This is a genomic window from Saccharothrix mutabilis subsp. mutabilis, assembly GCF_039521145.1.
Lineage (GTDB): Bacteria > Actinomycetota > Actinomycetes > Mycobacteriales > Pseudonocardiaceae > Actinosynnema > Actinosynnema mutabilis.
The window spans coordinates 1-19,475 of record NZ_BAAABU010000038.1 but is presented as its reverse complement, the minus strand read 5'-3'; the positions used below and the strand labels follow the sequence as shown (position 1 = coordinate 19,475).

Annotated in this window: 18 protein-coding genes; 2 read left to right on the top strand and 16 right to left on the bottom strand. The window is 73.3% G+C overall.

Annotated elements, in window-relative coordinates; translation table 11 throughout:
* Positions 1-18: 18 nt before the first annotated feature.
* The 15 genes from ABD126_RS37960 to ABD126_RS37890 form a co-directional block, all read right to left on the bottom strand.
* Positions 19-1,332, bottom strand: a complete 1,314-nt coding sequence (locus ABD126_RS37960; RefSeq protein ID WP_343940399.1) for a salicylate synthase — start codon at positions 1,330-1,332, stop codon at positions 19-21.
* Between the two features lie 581 nt (positions 1,333-1,913).
* Positions 1,914-2,078 carry a hypothetical protein gene (locus tag ABD126_RS37955; protein ID WP_343940397.1) on the bottom strand — a complete coding sequence of 55 codons (165 nt, stop codon included), beginning with the start codon at positions 2,076-2,078 and terminating at the stop codon, positions 1,914-1,916.
* Between the two features lie 97 nt (positions 2,079-2,175).
* On the bottom strand, positions 2,176-2,391 hold the full coding sequence (locus ABD126_RS37950) for a helix-turn-helix domain-containing protein (protein ID WP_343940395.1): 216 nt from the start codon (positions 2,389-2,391) through the stop codon (positions 2,176-2,178).
* 5 nt (positions 2,392-2,396) lie between these two features.
* Complete coding sequence (locus ABD126_RS37945; RefSeq protein ID WP_343940393.1) at positions 2,397-3,407, bottom strand: sugar phosphate isomerase/epimerase family protein; 1,011 nt, start codon at positions 3,405-3,407, stop codon at positions 2,397-2,399.
* Entirely contained in the window at positions 3,404-4,768 is a 1,365-nt protein-coding gene (locus ABD126_RS37940) for an alkaline phosphatase family protein (RefSeq protein WP_343940391.1), read from the bottom strand. Before ABD126_RS37940 ends, ABD126_RS37945 begins: the two co-directional genes overlap by 4 nt.
* Complete coding sequence (gene eboE / locus ABD126_RS37935; protein ID WP_343940389.1) at positions 4,765-5,838, bottom strand: metabolite traffic protein EboE; 1,074 nt, start codon at positions 5,836-5,838, stop codon at positions 4,765-4,767. Before eboE ends, ABD126_RS37940 begins: the two co-directional genes overlap by 4 nt.
* Positions 5,835-6,689 carry a TatD family hydrolase gene (locus tag ABD126_RS37930; RefSeq protein ID WP_343940387.1) on the bottom strand — a complete coding sequence of 285 codons (855 nt, stop codon included), beginning with the start codon at positions 6,687-6,689 and terminating at the stop codon, positions 5,835-5,837. Before ABD126_RS37930 ends, eboE begins: the two co-directional genes overlap by 4 nt.
* Entirely contained in the window at positions 6,690-8,003 is a 1,314-nt protein-coding gene (locus ABD126_RS37925) for an EboA domain-containing protein (RefSeq protein WP_343940385.1), read from the bottom strand.
* Positions 8,000-8,779, bottom strand: coding sequence for an SCO3242 family prenyltransferase (locus ABD126_RS37920; protein WP_343940383.1), 780 nt, complete (start codon positions 8,777-8,779; stop codon positions 8,000-8,002). The genes ABD126_RS37925 and ABD126_RS37920 overlap by 4 nt, the downstream gene beginning before the upstream one ends.
* Positions 8,776-9,936 carry an inositol-3-phosphate synthase gene (locus ABD126_RS37915; protein WP_343940381.1) on the bottom strand — a complete coding sequence of 387 codons (1,161 nt, stop codon included), beginning with the start codon at positions 9,934-9,936 and terminating at the stop codon, positions 8,776-8,778. Before ABD126_RS37915 ends, ABD126_RS37920 begins: the two co-directional genes overlap by 4 nt.
* 73 nt (positions 9,937-10,009) lie before the next feature.
* Positions 10,010-11,215, bottom strand: a complete 1,206-nt coding sequence (locus ABD126_RS37910) for a substrate-binding domain-containing protein (protein ID WP_343940379.1) — start codon at positions 11,213-11,215, stop codon at positions 10,010-10,012.
* Between the two features lie 30 nt (positions 11,216-11,245).
* The gene (locus ABD126_RS37905) at positions 11,246-12,262 is read right to left on the bottom strand and encodes an ABC transporter permease (protein WP_343940377.1); all 1,017 of its coding nucleotides are present in this window, start codon (positions 12,260-12,262) and stop codon (positions 11,246-11,248) included.
* On the bottom strand, positions 12,259-13,272 hold the full coding sequence (locus tag ABD126_RS37900; RefSeq protein ID WP_425542969.1) for an ABC transporter permease: 1,014 nt from the start codon (positions 13,270-13,272) through the stop codon (positions 12,259-12,261). Before ABD126_RS37900 ends, ABD126_RS37905 begins: the two co-directional genes overlap by 4 nt.
* A complete protein-coding gene (locus tag ABD126_RS37895; protein ID WP_343940415.1) occupies positions 13,269-14,771 on the bottom strand; it encodes a sugar ABC transporter ATP-binding protein in 1,503 nt (500 codons plus the stop codon). Before ABD126_RS37895 ends, ABD126_RS37900 begins: the two co-directional genes overlap by 4 nt.
* Positions 14,771-15,904 (bottom strand): Gfo/Idh/MocA family protein, encoded by a 1,134-nt coding sequence (locus ABD126_RS37890; protein ID WP_343940375.1) that lies wholly within the window; start codon positions 15,902-15,904, stop codon positions 14,771-14,773. Before ABD126_RS37890 ends, ABD126_RS37895 begins: the two co-directional genes overlap by 1 nt.
* A 121-nt stretch (positions 15,905-16,025) precedes the next feature.
* Here ABD126_RS37890 and ABD126_RS37885 point away from each other — a divergent pair, with 121 nt between their 5' ends.
* The gene (locus ABD126_RS37885) at positions 16,026-17,198 is read left to right on the top strand and encodes an ROK family transcriptional regulator (RefSeq protein WP_343940373.1); all 1,173 of its coding nucleotides are present in this window, start codon (positions 16,026-16,028) and stop codon (positions 17,196-17,198) included.
* A gap of 18 nt (positions 17,199-17,216) precedes the next feature.
* Positions 17,217-18,230, top strand: coding sequence for a polyprenyl synthetase family protein (locus ABD126_RS37880; RefSeq protein WP_343940371.1), 1,014 nt, complete (start codon positions 17,217-17,219; stop codon positions 18,228-18,230).
* Positions 18,231-18,276: 46 nt separating this feature from the next.
* On the opposite strand, the gene ABD126_RS37875 is transcribed toward ABD126_RS37880, so the two are convergent.
* A partial coding sequence (locus ABD126_RS37875) for a ricin-type beta-trefoil lectin domain protein (protein ID WP_343940369.1) occupies positions 18,277-19,475 on the bottom strand: 1,199 nt, incomplete at its 5' end.

The following is a 19,475-nucleotide window of genomic DNA, read 5'->3' as shown; positions in this document are numbered from 1 at the left end:
GGCGCGCCGTCGGGCTGCTCAGGCCTTGACGACGAACGGGGCCACCGAGGACAGCTTCTCGCAGGTCTCCTCGAACTCGCGGTCCGGGGTCGAGTCGGCCACGATGCCGGCGCCGGCGCGCAGCCACGCCCGGTCGGCTTCCTGGTAGACCGCGCGCAGCACCAGGGCCGCGTCCAGCGAGCCGTCGTGGCCGACGGTCACCACCGCGCCCGAGTACAGGCCGCGCGCCTCGTCCATGCGGGAGATCGCGTCCAGGGACTCGCGCTTCGGGATGCCCGACGCCGTCACCGCCGGGAACACCGCCTCCAGCGCGTCCCACGCCGTGCGGCCCGGGGCCAGGTCGCCGTTGACCAGCGACGCCAGGTGCTGGACGCTGCCACGTTCCTTGATGCCCATGAAGTCCCCGACCCGCACCGAGTCCGGCGCGCAGATCCGGCGCAGCTCCTCCTGCGCGGTCCGCACGGACACCGCGTGCTCGAAGACCTCCTTGGGGTTGGTCTCCAGCTCGGTGCGCGCCGCCGCGTCGACCTCGGCGCCCCGGCCGAACGCGCGCGTCCCGGCCAGCGGCTGCGTGACGACGCGGCCCTCGGCGTCCACCGACACGATGATCTCCGGGCTGAACCCGGCCGCCTCCAGGCCGTCCAGGCGCAGCACGAACGACCGCGCCGGGGTGTTGCCGCGCCGGCCCAGCTCGTAGGTGGCGACGATGTCCACCGGGAACGGGATGCGCACCGACCGGGACAGGATCACCTTCTGGTACTGCCCCTGCCGGATCTCCTTGACCGCCTGCGCGACCCGCTCGCGGTAGCTCGCGCTGTCCGACCGGATGTCCACCGGCGCGGCCTCGGTCGAACCGGTGCCGAACTCGCCGCCCAGCACCTCGCGCACCCGCTCCAGCTCACGGGCGTCGACCGAGCGGACCACCGCGCGGCCGTCGCCGAGCGTGACCTCCGTGCGCGGCACGATCAGGCGCACGATCTCCCCCGCCGGCGCGTCCGCGCCGCGCAGCGCCAGCCCCGGGACCAGCCCGGAGAACGCGAAGTCCACCCGCCCGTAGGCACGCCAGCCCTGGACCGGCAGGCCGGCGAGCGCCTCGCCCAAAGCCTGCCCGGGCGACCCCGTCCAAGCACGTTCGACCTGCTCACCGGCATGGCTGACGCGCACGTGCCCGGCGTCCAGCGTCACCGTCGCCAACGCGCCGCCCGCGAACGTCCACGCTCCCCCGCGCTCGTAGGCCACGTAGTCGTCGAACCCGGCCCGCGCCAGCCGGGCGACCAGTTCCAGCGGATCAGCCGACCCCGTCGCGATCTTTTCCAGGGCGTACTCGGTCACACCAAACTCCTCGGTCTCGGCGCCGGTCCCGGCAAGGCAAACCAAGGTCACCCTAACCTAAGTTAGGTCAGCCTGGGTTGCCCTGTTCGGCTCGAAGACGGACCGGATGGATCACACTTGACGCGCGCGGTGGCCGCCGCCCAGCGAGGTCCACAGTGGACCGGCGGGACCGGGGCAGGAAGGCCGGGAGGGGCGGCGGGGAGACCGAGGCCCAGCGGCCCGAGGGCGGACATCGCGGGAGCGGGCAGGCATCGCGGGGCGGGCGCATCCGGGCGGCAGGTCGGCACCGGAAGCGAGCCGGCGCCGGGCAGCAGGTAAGCACCGAAAGCGGGCCGGCATCGAGCGGCAGGCCGGCACCGGAAGCGGGCCGGCATCGGGCGGCAGGTCGGCACCGAAAGCGGGCCGGCGGTGCGGCCGGTCGGCGCGGGGTGTGGGCAGGGCTTCGACGTGGGGTACGGGGTGCACCGCCGCCGGATCGCCGCCACGGCGCTCGCGCGGTCCACCCGCGGCACAGCGCGCCCCCTCGTCGAGACGACGTACCGGCCGCAAGCCCGCCCGCCACCCCGCGCGCGGGAATTTCGTCAGGCGGGCGTCGTGCCGTTCGCCGAACTCCGCCGCGCGTCGTCGCCGTGCGCGGACTCGGTGGTCGAGCCGGTCGGGGACGTGGTGGGCTGGGCGGTCCAGTCCGCGGCCAGCCGGGTGCGGCGGGGGTTGGCGACGGTGCGTCGCGCGTCGAGCTCGTGCATCATGATCCTTTCAACCGAATGGCGCATCCTTTCATTACCGGCTGCCGGTACTGGTCAAACGGAGAGATACGTCACTTTACGAACCGAGCGTAACGGGCTACAGCCAGCGGTGGCCGGCGGCGCACACCCCTAGCTGGAAGCGCGACCGCACCCCCAGCAGGGTCTGCAAGCGGGCGATCTTGCGGTGCACGGTCCGGGTGCTCACGCCCAGCTCACGGGCGATCGCGCGGTCGGTGGCGCCGGTGGCCAGCAGGGCCATCAGCCGCAGGGTCTCGGCGGTGGGCTCGGGACCCACCGCCACCACCTCGGCCATCGGGATCAACCGTCCTCGCGGCGCGCGAACGCGGCGTCGAACGCCGCCGCCGGCGGGTCGAACAGCAGCCCGCGGAGGAACCGCACCGCCTCCTCCGCGCCGCGCAACCGGTCCATGCCCGCGTCCTCCCACTCCACCGAGATCGGCCCGCGGTAGCCGATCGCGTTCAACGCCCGGAAGCACTCCTCCCACGGCACGTCGCCGTGCCCGGTGGACACGAAGTCCCAGCCGCGCCGCGGGTGCGCCCACGGCAGGTGCGAGCCCAGCCGCCCGTTGCGCCCGTCGAAGCGCTTCTTGGTGTCCTTGCAGTCCACGTGGTAGATCCGGTCGGCGAAGTCCAGGATGAACGCGACCGGGTCCAGGTCCTGCCACACGAAGTGCGACGGGTCCCAGTTCAGGCCGAACGCGGGCCGGTTGCCCACCGCCTCCATCGCCCGCCTGGTCGTCCAGAAGTCGTAGGCGATCTCCGACGGGTGCACCTCGTGCGCGAACCGCACCCCGACCTCGTCGAACACGTCCAGGATCGGGTTCCAGCGCCGCGCGAAGTCCGCGTACCCGTCCTCGATCACCTCCTCGGGCACCGGCGGGAACATCGCCACGTACTTCCAGATCTTGGACCCGGTGAACCCGACGACGGTGTCCACGCCGAGCTTGGCCGCCGCCCGCGCGCAGTCGGCCATGTCCAGCGCCGCCCGCTGCCGCACGCCCTCGGGCTCCCCGTCGCCCCACACGCGGGCGGGCAGGATCGCCCGGTGGCGGAAGTCGATCGGGTCGTCGCACACCGCCTGCCCCACCAGGTGGTTGGAGATGGCGAACACGCGCAGGCCGTGGCGGTCGAGCTGGGCGAGCTTCGCCTCGACGTACCCGTCCTCGGCCACGGCCCGGTCGACCTCGAAGTGGTCGCCGGAACACGCGATCTCCACCCCGTCGTACCCCCACCCGGCGGCGAGCTCGCACACCTCCTCGAACGGCAGGTCCGCCCACTGCCCGGTGAACAACGTGATCGGCCGGCTCATCGCTGCGACTCCTTCACAGGCATCCCTTGCAGTTCCAGCAGGAGGTCACGCACCTCGACCGCCTCGACGCGGTCGCGGTCCAACGGCTCCGAGCACAGCAGCACCGGCCCGTCGGCGTCCCGGTCGGGCAGGCGGCCGTGCGTGCCCCGGACGCACGACGGGTCCAGCGGCACCACGTCCATGGCGTAGCGCAACCCCACCTTCTTGCGCGCCAGGTTCAGCCCGGCGCGGGCCTTGGCCCACCGGTCGGCCGGGTCGAAGAACAGCTCCGCCGGGTCGTAGCCGGGCTTGCGGTGGATGTCCACGCCGCGCGCGAAGTCCGGCGCGCGGGCGTCGTCCAGCCAGTAGTAGTAGGTGAACCAGGCGTCCGGCTCGGCCACCGCGACCAGCTCGCCGGACCGCTCGTGGTCCAGCCCCACCGACGCCTGCGCCGCGCGGTCGAACACCTCGTCCACGCCCGGCGACTCCGCCAGCACCGCCCGCACGCGCGGCACGTCCGCCGGGTCGCGGACGTAGACGTGGGCGATCTGGTGGTCCGCCACGGCGAACGCGCGGGAGGTCCACGGGTCCAGGTACTCCATCCCGGCCTGCGCGTAGACCTCCAGCAGCCCGGCCCGGCGCAACGCCCGGTTCACGTCCACCGGCCGCCGCGCCTCGGTGATCCCGTACTCCGACAGCACGACCACCGTCGCGTCCAGCTCCAGCAACGGCCGCACCGCCCGGTCCACGTCGGCCGCCGCCCGCGCGGCCCGCGCCGAGGACGGCCCGAACCGCTGGAGGTCGTAGTCCAGGTGCGGCACGTACACCAGCAGCAGGTCGGGCCGTTCCTCGCGGAACACCTTCACCGCCGCGCCCACGATCCACTCGCTGGAGCGCAGCGACGCCGTGGGCCCCCAGTACTGGAACAGCGGGAACTCCCCCAGCGCCCCGGTCAGCCGGTCGTGCAGCGCGGGCGGCCGGACGTAGCAGTCCGGGGACTTGCGGCCGTCGGCGTGGTAGATCGGGCGCGGCGTGACGGTGATGTCGGTCGTCGCGCCCATCGCGTACCACCAGCACACGTTGGCGGCGCGGTAGGAGGGGTGGAACCGCCGCGCGGTCTCCCACAGCTTCTCCCCGCGCACCAGCCGGTTGTGCTGCCGCCACAGGTGGACCTCGCCCAGGTCGCGGAAGTACCAGCCGTTGCCGACGATCCCGTGCTCGGCGGGCGTCAACCCGGTCAGGAACGTGGCCTGCGCGCTGCACGTCACCGCCGGCAGCACGGTCCCCAGCGCGGCCCGGCCGGACAGCGCGGACAGGTTCGGCATGTGCCGCAACAGATCCGGCGTCAGGCCGACGACGTCGACGACCACCAACGGCTTCACACCGCCACCCCCGTCGCCAGGTTCGCCCGCGCCCAGGCCAGCTCGGCCGCGATGCCCTCGGTCAGGTCGCCCGCGTCCGGCAGGACCGTCCACGTGTAGGTCTCCACCTCGACGTGGACCTCCTCCGTCAGCGCGGCCACGGCCGTGACCAGCACGTCCGTCGTGGACCGCAGGCCGCCGCCGGGCGCGGCGTGCAGCGGGACGTGGAAGTGCACGCGCCACGGGTGCTCGCCGGGCAGTTCGTCGAACGCCTCGGGCAGGTCGTCGGCCGCCAGCACGCCCTCCGGCGCGTTCTCCCGCACCTGGTGCAGGTAGCGGGGCTCGGCGAAGGCGGCCAGAGCGTCGCGGGACGCGCGCGGGTCCGGCACCTCCAGCGCGGCGGACGCCTGCACCTTCACCACCGACAGCCCCGACCGCCGGATCAGCCCGACCGTCTCCACGGGGTCGGCGAAGGACACCGCGAGGTGGCAGGTGTCCAGGCACACCCCGATGTGCGCGGGGTCCACCCGGTCCGCCAGCCAGCCGACCGCGTCGGCCACGGTGTCCAGCACGCACCCCGGCTCGGGTTCGACCGCGAGCCGCACGGGGCGCTCAAGCCCCCGGAGGAACGACGTCAACCCGGTCAACGCGGCCTCGGCGTGGGCGTCGTCCCACTCGGTCCACGGCTCGCGCCACCCCAGCGGCAGCGTGGAGATGCTGCCGTAGGAGGCGGACGCCGGCAGCAGGTCGGCCAGCACGGTCGCGCAGTCCTCGGTGTAGGCCAGCCGGCGCGGGTCGACCCAGTTCGGCCGGTACACCGCGTGCTTGACCACCGTGTCGTGGAAGTCGCCGTACGGGAACGCGTTGAGCGTGCTCACCGACAACCCGCGCGCCGTCAGCTCGGCCGCGAACGCCCGCCGCGCCACCGGGTCCGCCGCCAGACCCCGGGCCACGGACGCGGGCAGCCACAGCCCGAGCGGCAGCACGTCCACCTCCAGCCGGTCCCGCACGCCCACCGCGTGCCGGTCGAGCTGGTCGAGCACGCCCGCCAGGTCGTGCGCCGGGTGCACGTTGGTGCAGTACGCGATCACCGCTCACCCCGCAGCACGGAGTTCCCGGTGCCCGCGTGCACGGCGCCGACCTCCTCGACGTCGAGCAGCAGCCGCCCGCTCTGCCCGTAGAACTCGACGGGGTTGCGCCACAGGACCTTGTCCACGTCGGCGTCGGTGAACCCGGCCGCCAGCATCGCGAGCCCGGTCTTGTACGTCTTCAACGGGTCCGACCGGCCCCAGTCCGCCGCGGAGTTCACCAGCACGCGGTCCGTGCCGTGCTCCTTGAGCAGCGCCACCATCCGCGCCTCGTCCATCTTGGTGTCGGGGTAGATCGAGAACCCCATCCAGCACCCGGAGTCGGCGACCTCCTTGATGGTCGTCTCGTTCAGGTGGTCCACCACGACCATCCCCACCGGGACACCGGACTCGCGCACCACGTCCAGCGTGCGTCGCGTCCCGGCCTTCTTGTCGCGGTGCGGGGTGTGCACGAGCACGGGCAGTTCGTGCAACAGCGCCAGTTCGAGCTGGCGGGCGAACGCCTCGTCCTCCTCCGGGGTCATCGAGTCGTAGCCGACCTCGCCGACCGCGACCACGCCGTCCTTGACCAGGTAGCGCGGCAGGACGTCCAGCACCTCCACGCACCGGGGGTCGTTGGCCTCCTTGGGGTTCAGCGCGATCGTGCAGTGGTGGGCGATGCCGTGCTGGGCGGCCCGGAACCGCTCCCAGCCCACCAGGGCGTCGAAGTAGTCCACGAACGACCCCACCGACGTGCGCGGCTGGCCCAGCCAGAACGCCGGTTCCACCACCGCGCGCACACCGGCCGCGTGCATGGACTCGTAGTCGTCGGTGGTGCGGGAGGTCATGTGGATGTGCGGGTCGAAGATGCGCATTCAGGCGACCTTTCCGAGCAGGGCGAGGGCGTCGTCGGGGACCGCGCGGCCGGCGGCTTCGCGTTCGTCGGCGAACGCGGCCACCATCCGCAGCAGCTCCTCGTCGGTGCGCGCCGCGAGACCCGCGACCGCGTCCAGCGGGACGCCCATGAACAGGCACTTCAGCACGCCGTGCCGCCACGAGTGCTGGTCGAGGTGCTCGGCCGCGAACGGCCCGAGCGCCGCCGCGACCAGTCCGGTCTCGTTGGTGCGCAAGGCGTCCTTGACCAGCTCCACGCCGACCTCGGGCACGCGCGCACCGACCGCGGCGAGCGCTCGCAGCACCGCACGGCGTTCCGCGGAGCTGCCGTGCCGGTACAGCGTGGTCAGAGTTCCCGCCAGGTCGCCGGGACACGCCTTCAGCAGCCGGACCCTCAGGTCGTCCTCGCGGGCCCGGTCCACGCGGCCCGCGCCGGCGAAGAGGCGTTCCAAGGACGTGGGATCGGCCCGGACTTCTCGTTCGGCCGCCGCCACCCAGGACGCGGTGCGCAGGGCGGCGAAGGACCGCCGGGCCACGTCCGGCGCGGCGTGGCTGTGCCGGGGCAGTTCGACGGCGGCGACCCCGGTGTAGCCGATGTCGGTCAACGCGGCGAGCGTGCCCGGCAGGTCGAGGTGGCCTTCGCCGAACTCCAGGTGCTCGTGCACCCCCGGCAGCATGTCGTCCAACTGCACGTTGACCAGGAGGTCCCCGGCACGGCGGATGCAGGCGGCGGCGTCCACGGGCTCGACGGCCACGCAGTGACCGACGTCCAGCGTGATCCGCAGGGCCTCCGGCTCGCCCAGCTCGGCCCGCAGGCGGAGGGCGTCTTCCAGCCGTTCCACCAACATCCCCGGCTCGGGTTCCAGGCCCAGCGGCACCGGCGGCGCGCTGTCCAGCACCGCTGACACCCCGGACCTGAGCAGGTCCCAGGAGGTGCCGATGCCCGACCAGAACGACACGCAGTCCGATCCGAGGTCGGCGGCGATCCTCGTGGCGCGCACCAGGAAGTCCACCCGGACCTCCTGGGACTCGCTGACCAGCGTCGGGTGGTGCTTGCGGCGCGGGTCGAGCAGGTAGCGCGCCCCGGTCTCCACCACCGACCGCAACCCCAGCTCGGCCAACCGCGCCGCGACCCGCTTGGTCTGCCGGGTGACGTCGTCGGCGAACGGGTCGAGGTGGTGGTGGTCGAGGGTGAGCGCGACGGCGGTGTAGCCGAGGTCGGCGATCACGGCCAGGGCGTCGTCGAGGCGGTGGTTGGCGAACCCGTTGGTCCCGTACCCCAGGTGGAAGGTCATGTCGGACCCACCTTCCGGCTGAGCAGGCGTGCCAGCGGCAGCACCAGCGGCACGAAGGAGGCGTTGCGGGACAAGGCGGACTGGAGCAGCACCATGCCGTGGATGCCGGCCTTGGTCGCCGCCCGCGCCGAGCCCGCCGACGGGTCGCGCACCGCCGCCCACTGCGCGGCGCCGACCGACGCGGCGTAGCCCAGCGCGGACGCGACCCCGGCCAGGCCGGGCCTGCGGAGCAGAGCGGCCAGGGTCGTCGCCGCCGTCCCGGACAGCACGGCGCCGGCGACCCGCGGCGAGGTCCCGTGGACCTCGCCGCGCGACAACACGGTGACACCCAAGGTGTGGGCGGCCATCAACGCCGCCGGCAGCACGGCCCGCCCGCCCATCAGCACGTCCAACCCCCGGCACGCGGCCATCGCGAACGGCCCGGCGGCGGTGTCCTTCAGCACGGTGTCGTAGCTCCACACGGCGGCGGCCAGCGGCACGGCGTTGCGCCCGGCCACGGCCGCGAGCCCGACGCCCACCGCGGTCAGGCCCGCCGCGGTCGCCAGCGCGGCCTCCGGGCTGACCCGGCCGGACGGGATCGGGCGCTCCGGCCGTTCCACCGCGTCCACGTCGCGGTCGGCCCAGTCGTTGAGCGCCATCCCCGCCCAGTACAGCGCGACCGACGCCAGCGGCAGCAGCAACCGGCGGCCCCGCAACGGTTCCCGCGCGCCGACCAGCGTGTCCCCCAGCACCGTCAACGCCGCCGGCGCCCGCACCAGCTCCAGGTACGCCCTCATCGGCCCAACCCCGCCGCCCACCGGTGCAGCTCGTCGGCCTGCGCGGCGAACCGGTGCTCGTCACCGCCCAGCGGGTCCTTGAAGAAGAACGCCAACGCCCCCAGCGGCCCGACCTCGCCCGCCCGGTGCGCGGCGGCGGTCAGCCGGGCCAGGTCGAGCACCAGCGGCGCGGCCAGCGCGGAGTCCAAGCCGGTCCAGGTGAACTGGAGGCTCATCCGCGCGCCCAGGAACCCCTCGAACGACACGTGGTCCCACGCGGTCTTGGTCTCGCCGAGGTCGGGGACGTTGTCGATGTGCAGCGGCGCGGGCACCGGCTCGCCCACGAGGGCTTCCAGCCCGCGCGCCTTGGAGCGCAGCTTGCTGTCCGCGTGCGCCGGGTCCTCCAGGGTCGCGCCGTCCCCGCCGCCCAGCAGGTTCGTGCCCGCCCACGACCGCACGCGCAGCGCCCGCGCGGTGAACATCGGGGCGAGCACGGTCCGCACCAGGGTCTCGCCGGTCTTGCCGTCCCGGCCGGCGTAGGGCAGGCCCTCCTGGCGGGCCAACGCGTCCAGCGCGGGCAACGCGATCCCGGTGGACGGGGTGAAGTCGACGAACGGGCAGCCCGCGTTCAGCGCCGCGTAGGCGGCCAGCGAACTGGGCGGCAGCACCCGCTTCGCCGGGTCGGCCAGCGCCTTCTCCAACGCGCCCAGGTCGTCGTGCGCGGGCACGTGCGGCACGGGCGGTTCGGTCGAGGACACGTTCACCACGACCACCCGGGCCAGGCCGTGCCGGTCGCGGAACGCGGTGATGTCGGAGGCCAGCCGCCGGGCCGCGTCGGCCTGCGGGCCGTCGGCGGTGGCGGGGTGGTAGCCGTCGCGGATCTCGGCGTCCACGGCCCGCAGGCCCGCGCGCACCGCGCCGAGCACGTGGTGGGGCACCACCCCGCCCTGGGCCAACGCCTCGGCCCGCTTCTCCAGCGGGGTGTGGGTGACGTCGTGCCCGCCGACCACGAGGTCCGACCAGCCGGGCAGCGGCAGACCCGCCAGCTCCGGCCGTTCGGTCACGCAGCCGGTCGCGGGCACCAGCCCGGCGCGCAGGGCGAGCAGTCCGCTGACCGCGGTGGTCGCGACGGAGCCGCGCGCGCCGATCAGCCACAGTCCGGTGGGTTCGTCCGCCATTGGTCGTCCCTCTCGGCAGGGTGTGGGGTACCGCGGGCGGGCCGGGTTCGCGCGACCCGCCCGCGGTGGCTCGTCACTTCCAGGGCTGCGGGTAGCCCGGCATCTGGTCGCAGCCGCACATCGCGTAGTGCAGCGGCGGCATGTCCTCCTTGATGAAGTTCTGCAACGTGTCCTGGGTGACCTTCGGCTGCGGCAGCACCCACTCCTGCGGCACCTGCTTGCCCTGCAGGATGCGCAGCGCGGCGATGACCGGGGTGCGCCACTGGTAGGTCGGGTAGGTCGGCGCGACGGCGGTCAGCCCGTCCTTGGCCCACATGCGCAGGAAGTCCTGCTGGTCCTCGCCCACGATCGCGGGCAGCGCCGCGCCGGCGTCCTGGAACGCCTCCACCGCGGCCACGGCCGTCGCGCCGGCGTCCATCCAGACGCCGTCGATCTTGCCCTCGCGCTGGATGTAGTCGTTGACGATCGACTTGGTCTTGGCCGCGTCACCGTCGGTGAACTCCACGCCCACGACCTTCAGGCCGCTGCCGGCGAAGATCTCGTTGGCCGCCGCCCACCGCTGCTCCAGCACGTCCACGCCGGGCAGGATGCGCAACGCCAGCACCTTGCCGCCCGAAGGCACCTTCTCCTTGAGGAACTCCGCGCCGTCCGCGCCGAACGCGAACCCGCCGATCGGGTGGATGAACGTGACCGGACAGGTGGTCTTCACACCGCGGTCGAACACGATCACCGGCACACCGGTCCCGCACGCCGCCTCCACCGCCGGCGTGAGCGTCGCCGTGGTGTTCGGCGACACGATCAGGGCGGAGCAGCCCTGCGCGGCGAACGACTGGATGTCGCTGATCTGCTTGTCGTCCTTGGCCTCGGCGTCCAGCACGGAGAACTTCGTGATCTCCGGGTGCAGCTTCACCTCCTCCTGCATGGTCTTCCAGCCGACCTGCCGCCACGGGTTGTCCACCGAGGCGTTGGAGAAGCACAGGTGGTAGCCACCGCCGGGCTTGGCGAACTTCGCCGTGTCCACCAGCTTCGGGTCCAGCGCCTGCTGCCACGGCTTGAACTGCGAGTTGTCGCCGTCCAGGTCCACGGCCTTCGCGGAGCGGAACTTCAACTGCCGCTCGTACTCGGCCTGGTCGAAGAACTCCGACTTCGCCGCGTCCTTCGCGCCGGACGTCGTGCTCGCGCCGCCGGCCCCGGTGTCGGGCAGGTCGCTCGAACACCCGGCCAACGCGAGCGCCGCGACGGCTGTGCTCGCAAGGGCGACGGCCAACTTCCTGTTCATCGTGCTACTCCTCGGCTTCATTGGCGGAGTTCAGGGGAGGGAGGGTGCGGCCTTGCGGGGGCGGAACCGCTGCCGCAGACCGGCTCCGTGCGCGGCGTAGGCGACCGCCGCGATGATGATCACGCCCTGGACGGCCGACTCCAGCGCGCCGGAGACGCCGACCAGGTTCAACAGGGAGAACAACGCTTCCAACGACAGCGCTCCGGCGGCCGCGGCGACGACCGAGCCGCGCCCTCCCCCGAGGAGCACGCCGCCCAGGACCACGGCGGTGATGGCCCGGAACTCCAGGCCCTGCCCGACCTGGGCGGACACGCCGGCGAACCCGGCGAGCAGGATCGCGGCCAGCGCCGCGAGGACGCCCGAGAGCACGAACGCGAGCAGCCGCAGCCGTTCCACCCGGCCACCGGCCAGCCGCACCGCGTTCTCGTTGTCGCCCACGGCGAGCAGCGTCCGGCCGGTGCCGCTGCGCATGAACAGCACCGCGGCCACCAGCACCGCCAGCAGGACCAGCACCGACCACGGCACCGCGCCCAGCAGCGGCAGGTCCGCCGAGCCGCGCCCGAACACCCGGAACGACGGGGACAACGCGCCGCGCGGCGCGCCGCCGGTCCACAGGAACACCGCGCCGTCGAGCACCAGCAGCATGCCCAGCGTCACGATGAACGAGGGCACCAGCAGCCGCGTGGTGATCAGCCCGTTGACCAGGCCGACCAGCACGCCGAACCCGAGCAGCAGCGCGATGACCCACGCGGTGTTGCCGTCGTCGCCGGAGATCAGCCGGGCGGCGATGACCACCTCGGCGGTGACCAGCGACCCGACCGACAGGTCGAACCCGCCCGACACCACCACGAAGTACTGGCCGATGGCCAGGATCACCAGCGGCGCGGCCCGCTTGAGCAGCGCCAGGTACCCGGCGGGCTCGCTGTAGGCGGGACCGGTGAACGCCAGCGCCACCAGCAGGACCACCAGCACCACCAGGACCGGCGCGGTGCCGTCGGCCAGCCTCGGTCGCCACCGCGTCACCGGGTCGCGCGCGATCGCGTTCATGAGGCCCTCCCGGACAGCTTGCGGCGCGCGTACAGCGCCACCGCGACGATGAGCACGACACCGCGCACCACGTCCTTGAAGAACGGGTCCACCGCGAGGTCGTCGAAGATGGTGTCCAGCGTGGCCAGGATCAGCACGCCACCGAGCGTCCCCACGACCCCGCCGCGCCCACCGGCCAGCGCCGTGCCGCCGAGCACCACGGCCGCGATGGACTCCAGGTCGTAGCCCGCGTCCGTGCCGACATAGGGAGCGCCCGACCCGAGCCGCGAGGCCAGGAACACGCCCGCCAACCCGGCCATCAACGCGCACAGGACGTGGGCGGTGACGATGGTCCGCGAGGTGCGGACACCGGACAGCCGGGCCACCTCGATGTCACCGCCGACGGCGTACATGTGGTAGCCGGGACGGGTGCGGCGCATGTACCACCACGCGCCCGCCGCGATCAGCAGCATGAGCAGCGCCGCGACCGGCACCGGGCCGATCCGGTCGTAGCCCAGGTGCTGGAAGGAGCGCGGCACGCTGCCCGCGGGACCGGTGTAGCCGTGCTCCAGCCAGCCGCGCAGGATCAGCGCGACGCCGAGCGTGGCGATGAACGCGTTGGCCTTCAACACGGTGATGACCAGCCCGTTGACCAGGCCGACCGCCGCCGCGACCGCGAGCGCCAGCGCGACCCCGGGGAAGACCATCGACCCCTGGCCGGCCATCGTCTCGGCCGCCACCAGGGAGCACAGCCCGATCAGGTAGGCCACCGACAGGTCCAGCGACCCGGTGACGATCACCATGGTCTGCCCGACCGCGACCAGGCCCAGGACCGTGCTGCGGGTGAGGATGTTGAGGATGCCGCCCTGGTCGAGCAGCACCCCGCCGTCCACCGCGACCAGGACGCTGCCCACGACCAGCAGGGCCGCCAGCGCCAGGTACACCGTCACGGTGGGGGTGAAGGTGAACCGGCGTGCCTTCACCGGGAGCGCCCGGCGCGCGACCGGGGCTTTCTGTTCCACGACGCTCACGCCACTTCTCCGATCCCGTGACCGGTGGCCAGCCCCATGACCGCTTCCTCCGACGCCCCCGCGGGCAGCTCGCCCGCCACCGCGCCCTCGTGCATGACGAGGATGCGGTCGCTCATGCCGATCAGCTCGGGCAGTTCCGAGGAGATCATCAGGATCGCCATGCCGTCCGCGGCCAGGTCGCGCAGCAACCGGTACACCGCCTGCTTGGCGCCGACGTCGATGCCGCGGGTCGGCTCGTCCACCACCAGGACGCGCGGGCGGACCGCGAGCCACTTGCCCAGCACGACCTTCTGCTGGTTGCCGCCGGACAGGTAGCGCACCTCCTGGTGCTGGCCGCGGGACACGACGTTGACCGACTTGAGCAGGTCGGCCAGGTCGGTGTGCTTGCGCGCGGCCGACCCGCGCAGGGCCGCCCGCCGCACCAGCAGGGCGTTGTCCCGCACCGACTGCCGCAGCGCGAGCCCCTCGCCCTTGCGGTCCTCGGTGACGTACCCGATGCCCTTGCGGACGGCGGTGCGCGGGTTGCCGATCCGCACCGGCTCGCCGTCCAGCTCCAGCGTCCCGGCGGTGAACGGCTGCACGCCCCAGACGGCGCGGGCGATGGCCGACCGGCCCGAGCCCTGCAACCCGGCCAGGCCGACGATCTCCCCGGCCCGCACCTCCAGGCTGACGTCCCGCACCCGCCCGTTGCCGGCGTTCTTCAGCGCCAGCCGCACCTCGCCGGCCTCCGCGCCGCGGTCGGGGTACAGGGCGTCGAGCGAGCGGCCCACCATGTGGCGGACGAGCTGGTCGGAGGAGATCTCCGCGGTCTCGACGCACGTCACGAACGCGCCGTCCTTCAACACGGTGATGCGCTGGCTGAGGTCGAACACCTCACGCATCCGGTGCGACACGTAGAGGATCGCCATCCCGCGCTCGCGCAGCCGCTTGACCAGGTCGTAGAGCAGCTCGACCTCGTGGTCGGCCAACGCGGCGGTCGGCTCGTCCATCGCGAGCACCCTGGCGTCGGTGGACAGCGCCTTCACGATCTCCACGACCTGCCGCTGCGCCACCGAGAGCCGGACCACCTCGTCGTCGGCCGCGATGCCGTCCTCGCCCAGCCACTCCAGCAGCCGGCGGGTCTCGGCCTCCATCGCGCGCCGGTCCACCTGGCCGCGCTTGAGCGGCTCACGGCCCAGGAAGACGTTCTCGGCGACCGTGCGGTGCGGCAGGAGGTTCAGCTCCTGGTGGATGATCGCGATCCCGGCGGACTGGGCGTCGCGCGGCGCGGCGAACGCGACCTCCTCCCCGTTCAGCAGGATCCGGCCCGTGTCCGGCTTGTGCACGCCCGCCAGCACCTTCAGCAGCGTGGACTTGCCCGCGCCGTTCTCCCCCATCAGCGCGTGCACCTCGCCCGCGCGCAGTTCGAGGTCGACGCCGCGCAGCACCCGCACGCCGAGGAAGCTCTTGGTGATGCCTTCCAGCCGGACCGGGACGGTGCCGATCCCGTCTCGGGGCATCACGCCGGCACCTCCGTCCACGCCCCGCCGGCCGCCGCGGACCGCAGCACGGCGTCGGTGATGCGCACCGCGCGCAGCCCGTCGGCGAAGGTCGGCAGGCCGTCGGCGGGGTCCTCGCCGAGCACGGCCCGGTAGGTGTCGGTCACGAACGCGTCGAAGCAGTCCTGGTAGCCCTGCGCGTGCCCGGCGGGCAGGCGGGCGTAGCGGGCCGCGCCCGGCGAGAGGGTGCCCGGGTCGCGCAGCAACACGGTGCTGCCCGCGCGGCGCCCGACCCACAGCCGCTCCGGGTCCTCCTGGTCGAAGCCGAAGCTGGCCTCGGTGCCGGAGACCTCCAGGTGCAGCCGGTTCTTGCGGCCGGCGGCGACCTGGGAGACGACCAGGATGCCGACCACGCCGCGCGCGGTGGTGAACTGGACGGTGGCGATGTCCTCGGTGGTGATGTGTTCATGGGCGGCCCCGGTGCGCTCGTGCACCACGACGGTCTGCGCGGACAGCCGGGCGATGCGGTCGCCGGTGGCGAACTCCACCAGGTCGCACCAGTGCGAGCCGATGTCGGCGAACGCCCGCGACGGACCGCCCAGCGCCGGGTCCACCCGCCAGTCGTGGTCGGCCTCGCCGGCCAGCCAGTCCTGCAGGTAGCTGCCGCTGACCGAGGAGACGATCCCGGCCTCGCCGCCCGCGAGCCGGGCCCGCATCTCCCGGACCATCGGGTGGAAGCGGTAGACGAACGGGACGGTGGCGATCCGGCCGGCCGAGGCGGCCACCAGGGCGGTGGCGTCGGCGACCGAGGTGGCCAGCGGCTTCTCGCAGATCACGTGGACACCGGCGGCGAGCGCGGTCTCGGCGATGCCGGCGTGGGCGCTGTTGGGGGCGCACACGTGCAGCACGTCGACCTGCGCGTCGGACAGCAACGCCTCCAGGTCGGGGTAGCCCCGGTCGGCGCCCACGGCCGCGGCGGCGGCGTCCGCGCCGACCGGGCTGCTCGCCGTCACGGCGACCACCCGGCCGCCCGCGCGGCGCGCCGACTCGGCGTGCACCCGGCCCATGAAGCCGGCACCGACCACGGCCGTCCGCAGCGTGCGGGCACCGACGTGGCCGTCACCGGCCGCCAGTGTTCCGTGGGTCACAGTCATGCGGCGAACCCTAAAACGACTATTGGCGAGTGTCAACCAAAAGTCTGCTGTGCTCCGCAAAAGTTACGTCGCTTAGGGCAACTTCTCCGAACACTTCCGTTGATGTGGTTCACTTACCGGGGTGTACGACCACCTCACGCCGTCGGCGGCGGGCTCCCCCGGTCAACTGCTCGGCCTCCTGCTCGACGGAACCCCCCGCACCCGCGCCGAGCTGACCGCCGAGACCGGGCTGGCCCGCTCGACCGTCCGCGCCCGCCTGGACGCGCTGCTGGACCTCGGTCTGGTCAGCGACCGGCCGGGCGGGGTGTCCACCGGCGGCCGGCCCGCCGGGCGGTTCGCGTTCAACGCCCGCTCCCGCGCGGTGCTGGCCGCCGAACTGGGCGCGACCCACGCGACCGTCGCCGTCACCGACCTCAACGGGGTGGTGCTGGCGCGGCGGCCGTTGCGCATCGCGATCGCCGACGGGCCCGACGCCGTGCTGGCCTGCCTGGTGGAGACGTGGCGGGAACTGCTCGCGGACGTGCCGCCCGTGCCGCTGGCCGGGGTGGGGATCGGGCTGCCCGGCCCGGTCGAGCACTCGTCCGGGCGGCCGAACCACCCGCCGATCATGCCCGGGTGGGACGGCTTCGACGTGCCCGCGCGGGCGTTCGCGGAGTTCGGCGTGCCCGTGCTGGTGGACAACGAGGTCAACCTGATGGCGCTGGGCGAGCACGCCCGGTCCTTCCCCGACGCCGACCACATGATCGTGGTCAAGGTCGCCACCGGCATCGGGTCCGGGTTCATCAGCAACGGCGTGCTGCACCGGGGCGCGGTCGGTGCGGCGGGCGACCTGGGGCACGTGCTCGCGCCGCACGGCGGCGACACCCCCTGCCACTGCGGCAACACCGGGTGCCTGGAGGCCGTCGCCGGCGGACCGGCCATCGCGGCGTCGTTGCGCGCCAAGGGGATCGAGGCGCACGGCAACGCCGACGTGGTGGCGCTGGTGCGGTCGGGGAACCTGGAGGCCAGCCACGCCGTGCGGCAGGCCGGGCGCGACATCGGCGACGTGCTGGCGGGCTGCGTGAGCATGTTCAACCCGTCGCTGATCGTCATCGGCGGGGCCCTCGCGGCGGCCGGCGAGATGCTGCTGGCCGGCGTCCGCGAGTCGATCTACCGCCGCTCGCTGCCGCTGGCGACCGGGAACCTGCGCATCGTGCCGTCCCAGGCGGGCGAGGACGCGGGGGTGCTCGGCGCGGCGGTGATGGTGGTGCAGCACGCCCTGTCCCCGGTCGTGGTGGACCGACAACTCGCCTGAACGCTCCGGGAGGTCACCGTGGCCACACCCGTCACCGGGTCGCGCACCGCGCCCGCCGTGCTCGCGTGGAGCCGCGATCTCGTGCGCCCACCCCTCCTGCACGCCGTGCAGGGACTTCCGGCGACGGTCCGCCACATCGCGGGCTACCACCTGGGCTGGTGGGACCACCACGGCCGCCCCTCCCGGACGTCGACGGGCAAGTCCGTCCGCCCGGCCCTGGCGCTGCTGGCGGCCGAGTCCCGGGGCGCTCCGGCGGAATCCGCCCTCCCGGCCGCCGTGGCGGTGGAACTGGCCCACAACTTCTCCCTGCTGCACGACGACGTGCTGGACCAGGACACCACCCGCCGCCACCGCCCGACCGCGTGGGCGGTGTTCGGCACCGGCGCGGCCATCCTGACCGGCGACGCCCTGCTGGCCCTGGCCACCGACGTGCTGGCCACCTCCGCGTACCCGGCCACCGCGCACGACCTGTCGACGGCCGTGCTGTCCCTGGTGGAGGGTGAGCAGTCGGACCTGTCCTTCGAGACCCGCGACGACGTGACGCTGGCCGAATGCGTGTCGATGGTCGAGCACAAGACCGCTCCCCTGCTGGCGGCGGCCTGCGCCCTGGGCGCGACCTTCGCCGGCGCGCCACCGGACGCCGTCGCCCACCTCCGCGCCTTCGGCCACGCGCTCGGCGTGGCCTACCAGCACGTGGACGACCTGCTGGGCATCTGGGGCGACCCGAAGACCACCGGCAAGCCCGCGCACGCGGACCTGGTGCGCCGCAAGAAGTCCCTGCCGGTGGTCGCCGCCCTGACCTCGGGCACGGCCGCGGGCGAGGAACTGGCGACCCGCTACGGCACGGCCGACGCGGACCCCGCGCGCTTGGCCGCCCTGGTCGAGCGAGCCGGCGGGCGGGACTGGAGCGAGTCGGAGGCCACCCGACTGCTCACCGAAGCACTCGACCACCTCACCGCCACCGATCCCACACCCCGCGCCGCGGCCGAACTCACCGCGCTGGCCCACCTGATCGTCCGCCGCGACGCCTGAAAGCCCCGGTGCTCGACGTTGAGCACCGGGGCCGCTTCTCAGGGCGTTACGTCAGCGCCCACTTCTGGTTCGTCCCGCCGTGGCACGTCCAGATGATCAACTGCGTGCCGTCGGCCGTGCCGCCGCCGTAGGCGTCCAGGCACTTGGTGCCGTTGCGCAGCGACCCGTCGGACTGGAACGACCAGTTCTGCGCCGACGTCCCGTTGCACGTCCACAGCTGCACCAGCGCGCCGTCGGCCTGGCTCGCGCCGTTCACGTCCAGGCACTTGCCCAACGCCTGGAGCGTCGAACCCACCTGCGTCCACTTCTGCGCCGACGACCCGTTGCACGTCCACAGCTGCACCTTCGTGCCGTCCGCCGTCGCACCGTTGTTGACGTCCACGCACTTGTTGCTCTGCGCGCCGACGAGCTGCTTCGCCGTCGGACCACCGCCACTGCCGACACCCGGCCCGATGTAGCTGATCGAGTCGAGGTCGAAGTTGTTGTTGGTCGGCGTCTTGAACACCACGAACAGCTCGACCGTCCCCGCAGGCCGGGTCACGTTCACCGCGGGCAGGCTGACGTAGTTGTCCCAGCCGCCGGTGGAGGTCACCGGAGCCGACGCGATCAGGGCGCCGGTGGGCGAACCCGCCCGCAGCTCGATCGAGCCGCCGCCCGAGGGCGAGGACACCTTGAACGACACCTGGTCGATGCCGGTGAAGTTGACCGGCTTGAACGAGATCCAGTCGTTGTTGGACACGTCGCCGATCCGCGCGCCCGACTCGGCACCGGACTGCGACACCACCCGCACGCCGGACGAGCCGTTGAAGAACTCCGCCTGCTTCTTCTTCGGTTGCAGCACGACGCTCGCGCCGCCCTTCAACGACGGCAACCCGGTCGCCCCGTTGTCGGCGTACTCGGACGAGATGATGATGTGCGCGTTGCCGTTCTGGTGCTCGGTGTCCGCCACCGCCGCCACGCTGCCCGAACAGCCGTTGATCGGGCTGCCCAACGGGTGCTTGTGCGAGTCGTGGCCGATGTTGCCCTGCGTGACCACGCGGGAGCAGTCGATCGAGCCGTCCTCGGGGTCGGTCACGCTCAGCGTGTAAGGGATGCTCTGGCCCCAGCCGAACATGCCGCCCTCGGCCGGCCCGGTGAACCGCACGGTCGGCGCGGTGTTGCCCGAGGTCACCGTCAGGTTCGCCGTGCCGGTCTTGCCGGTCGGGTCGGTCACCGTCAACTGCACGTTGAACGTGCCGCGCGAGT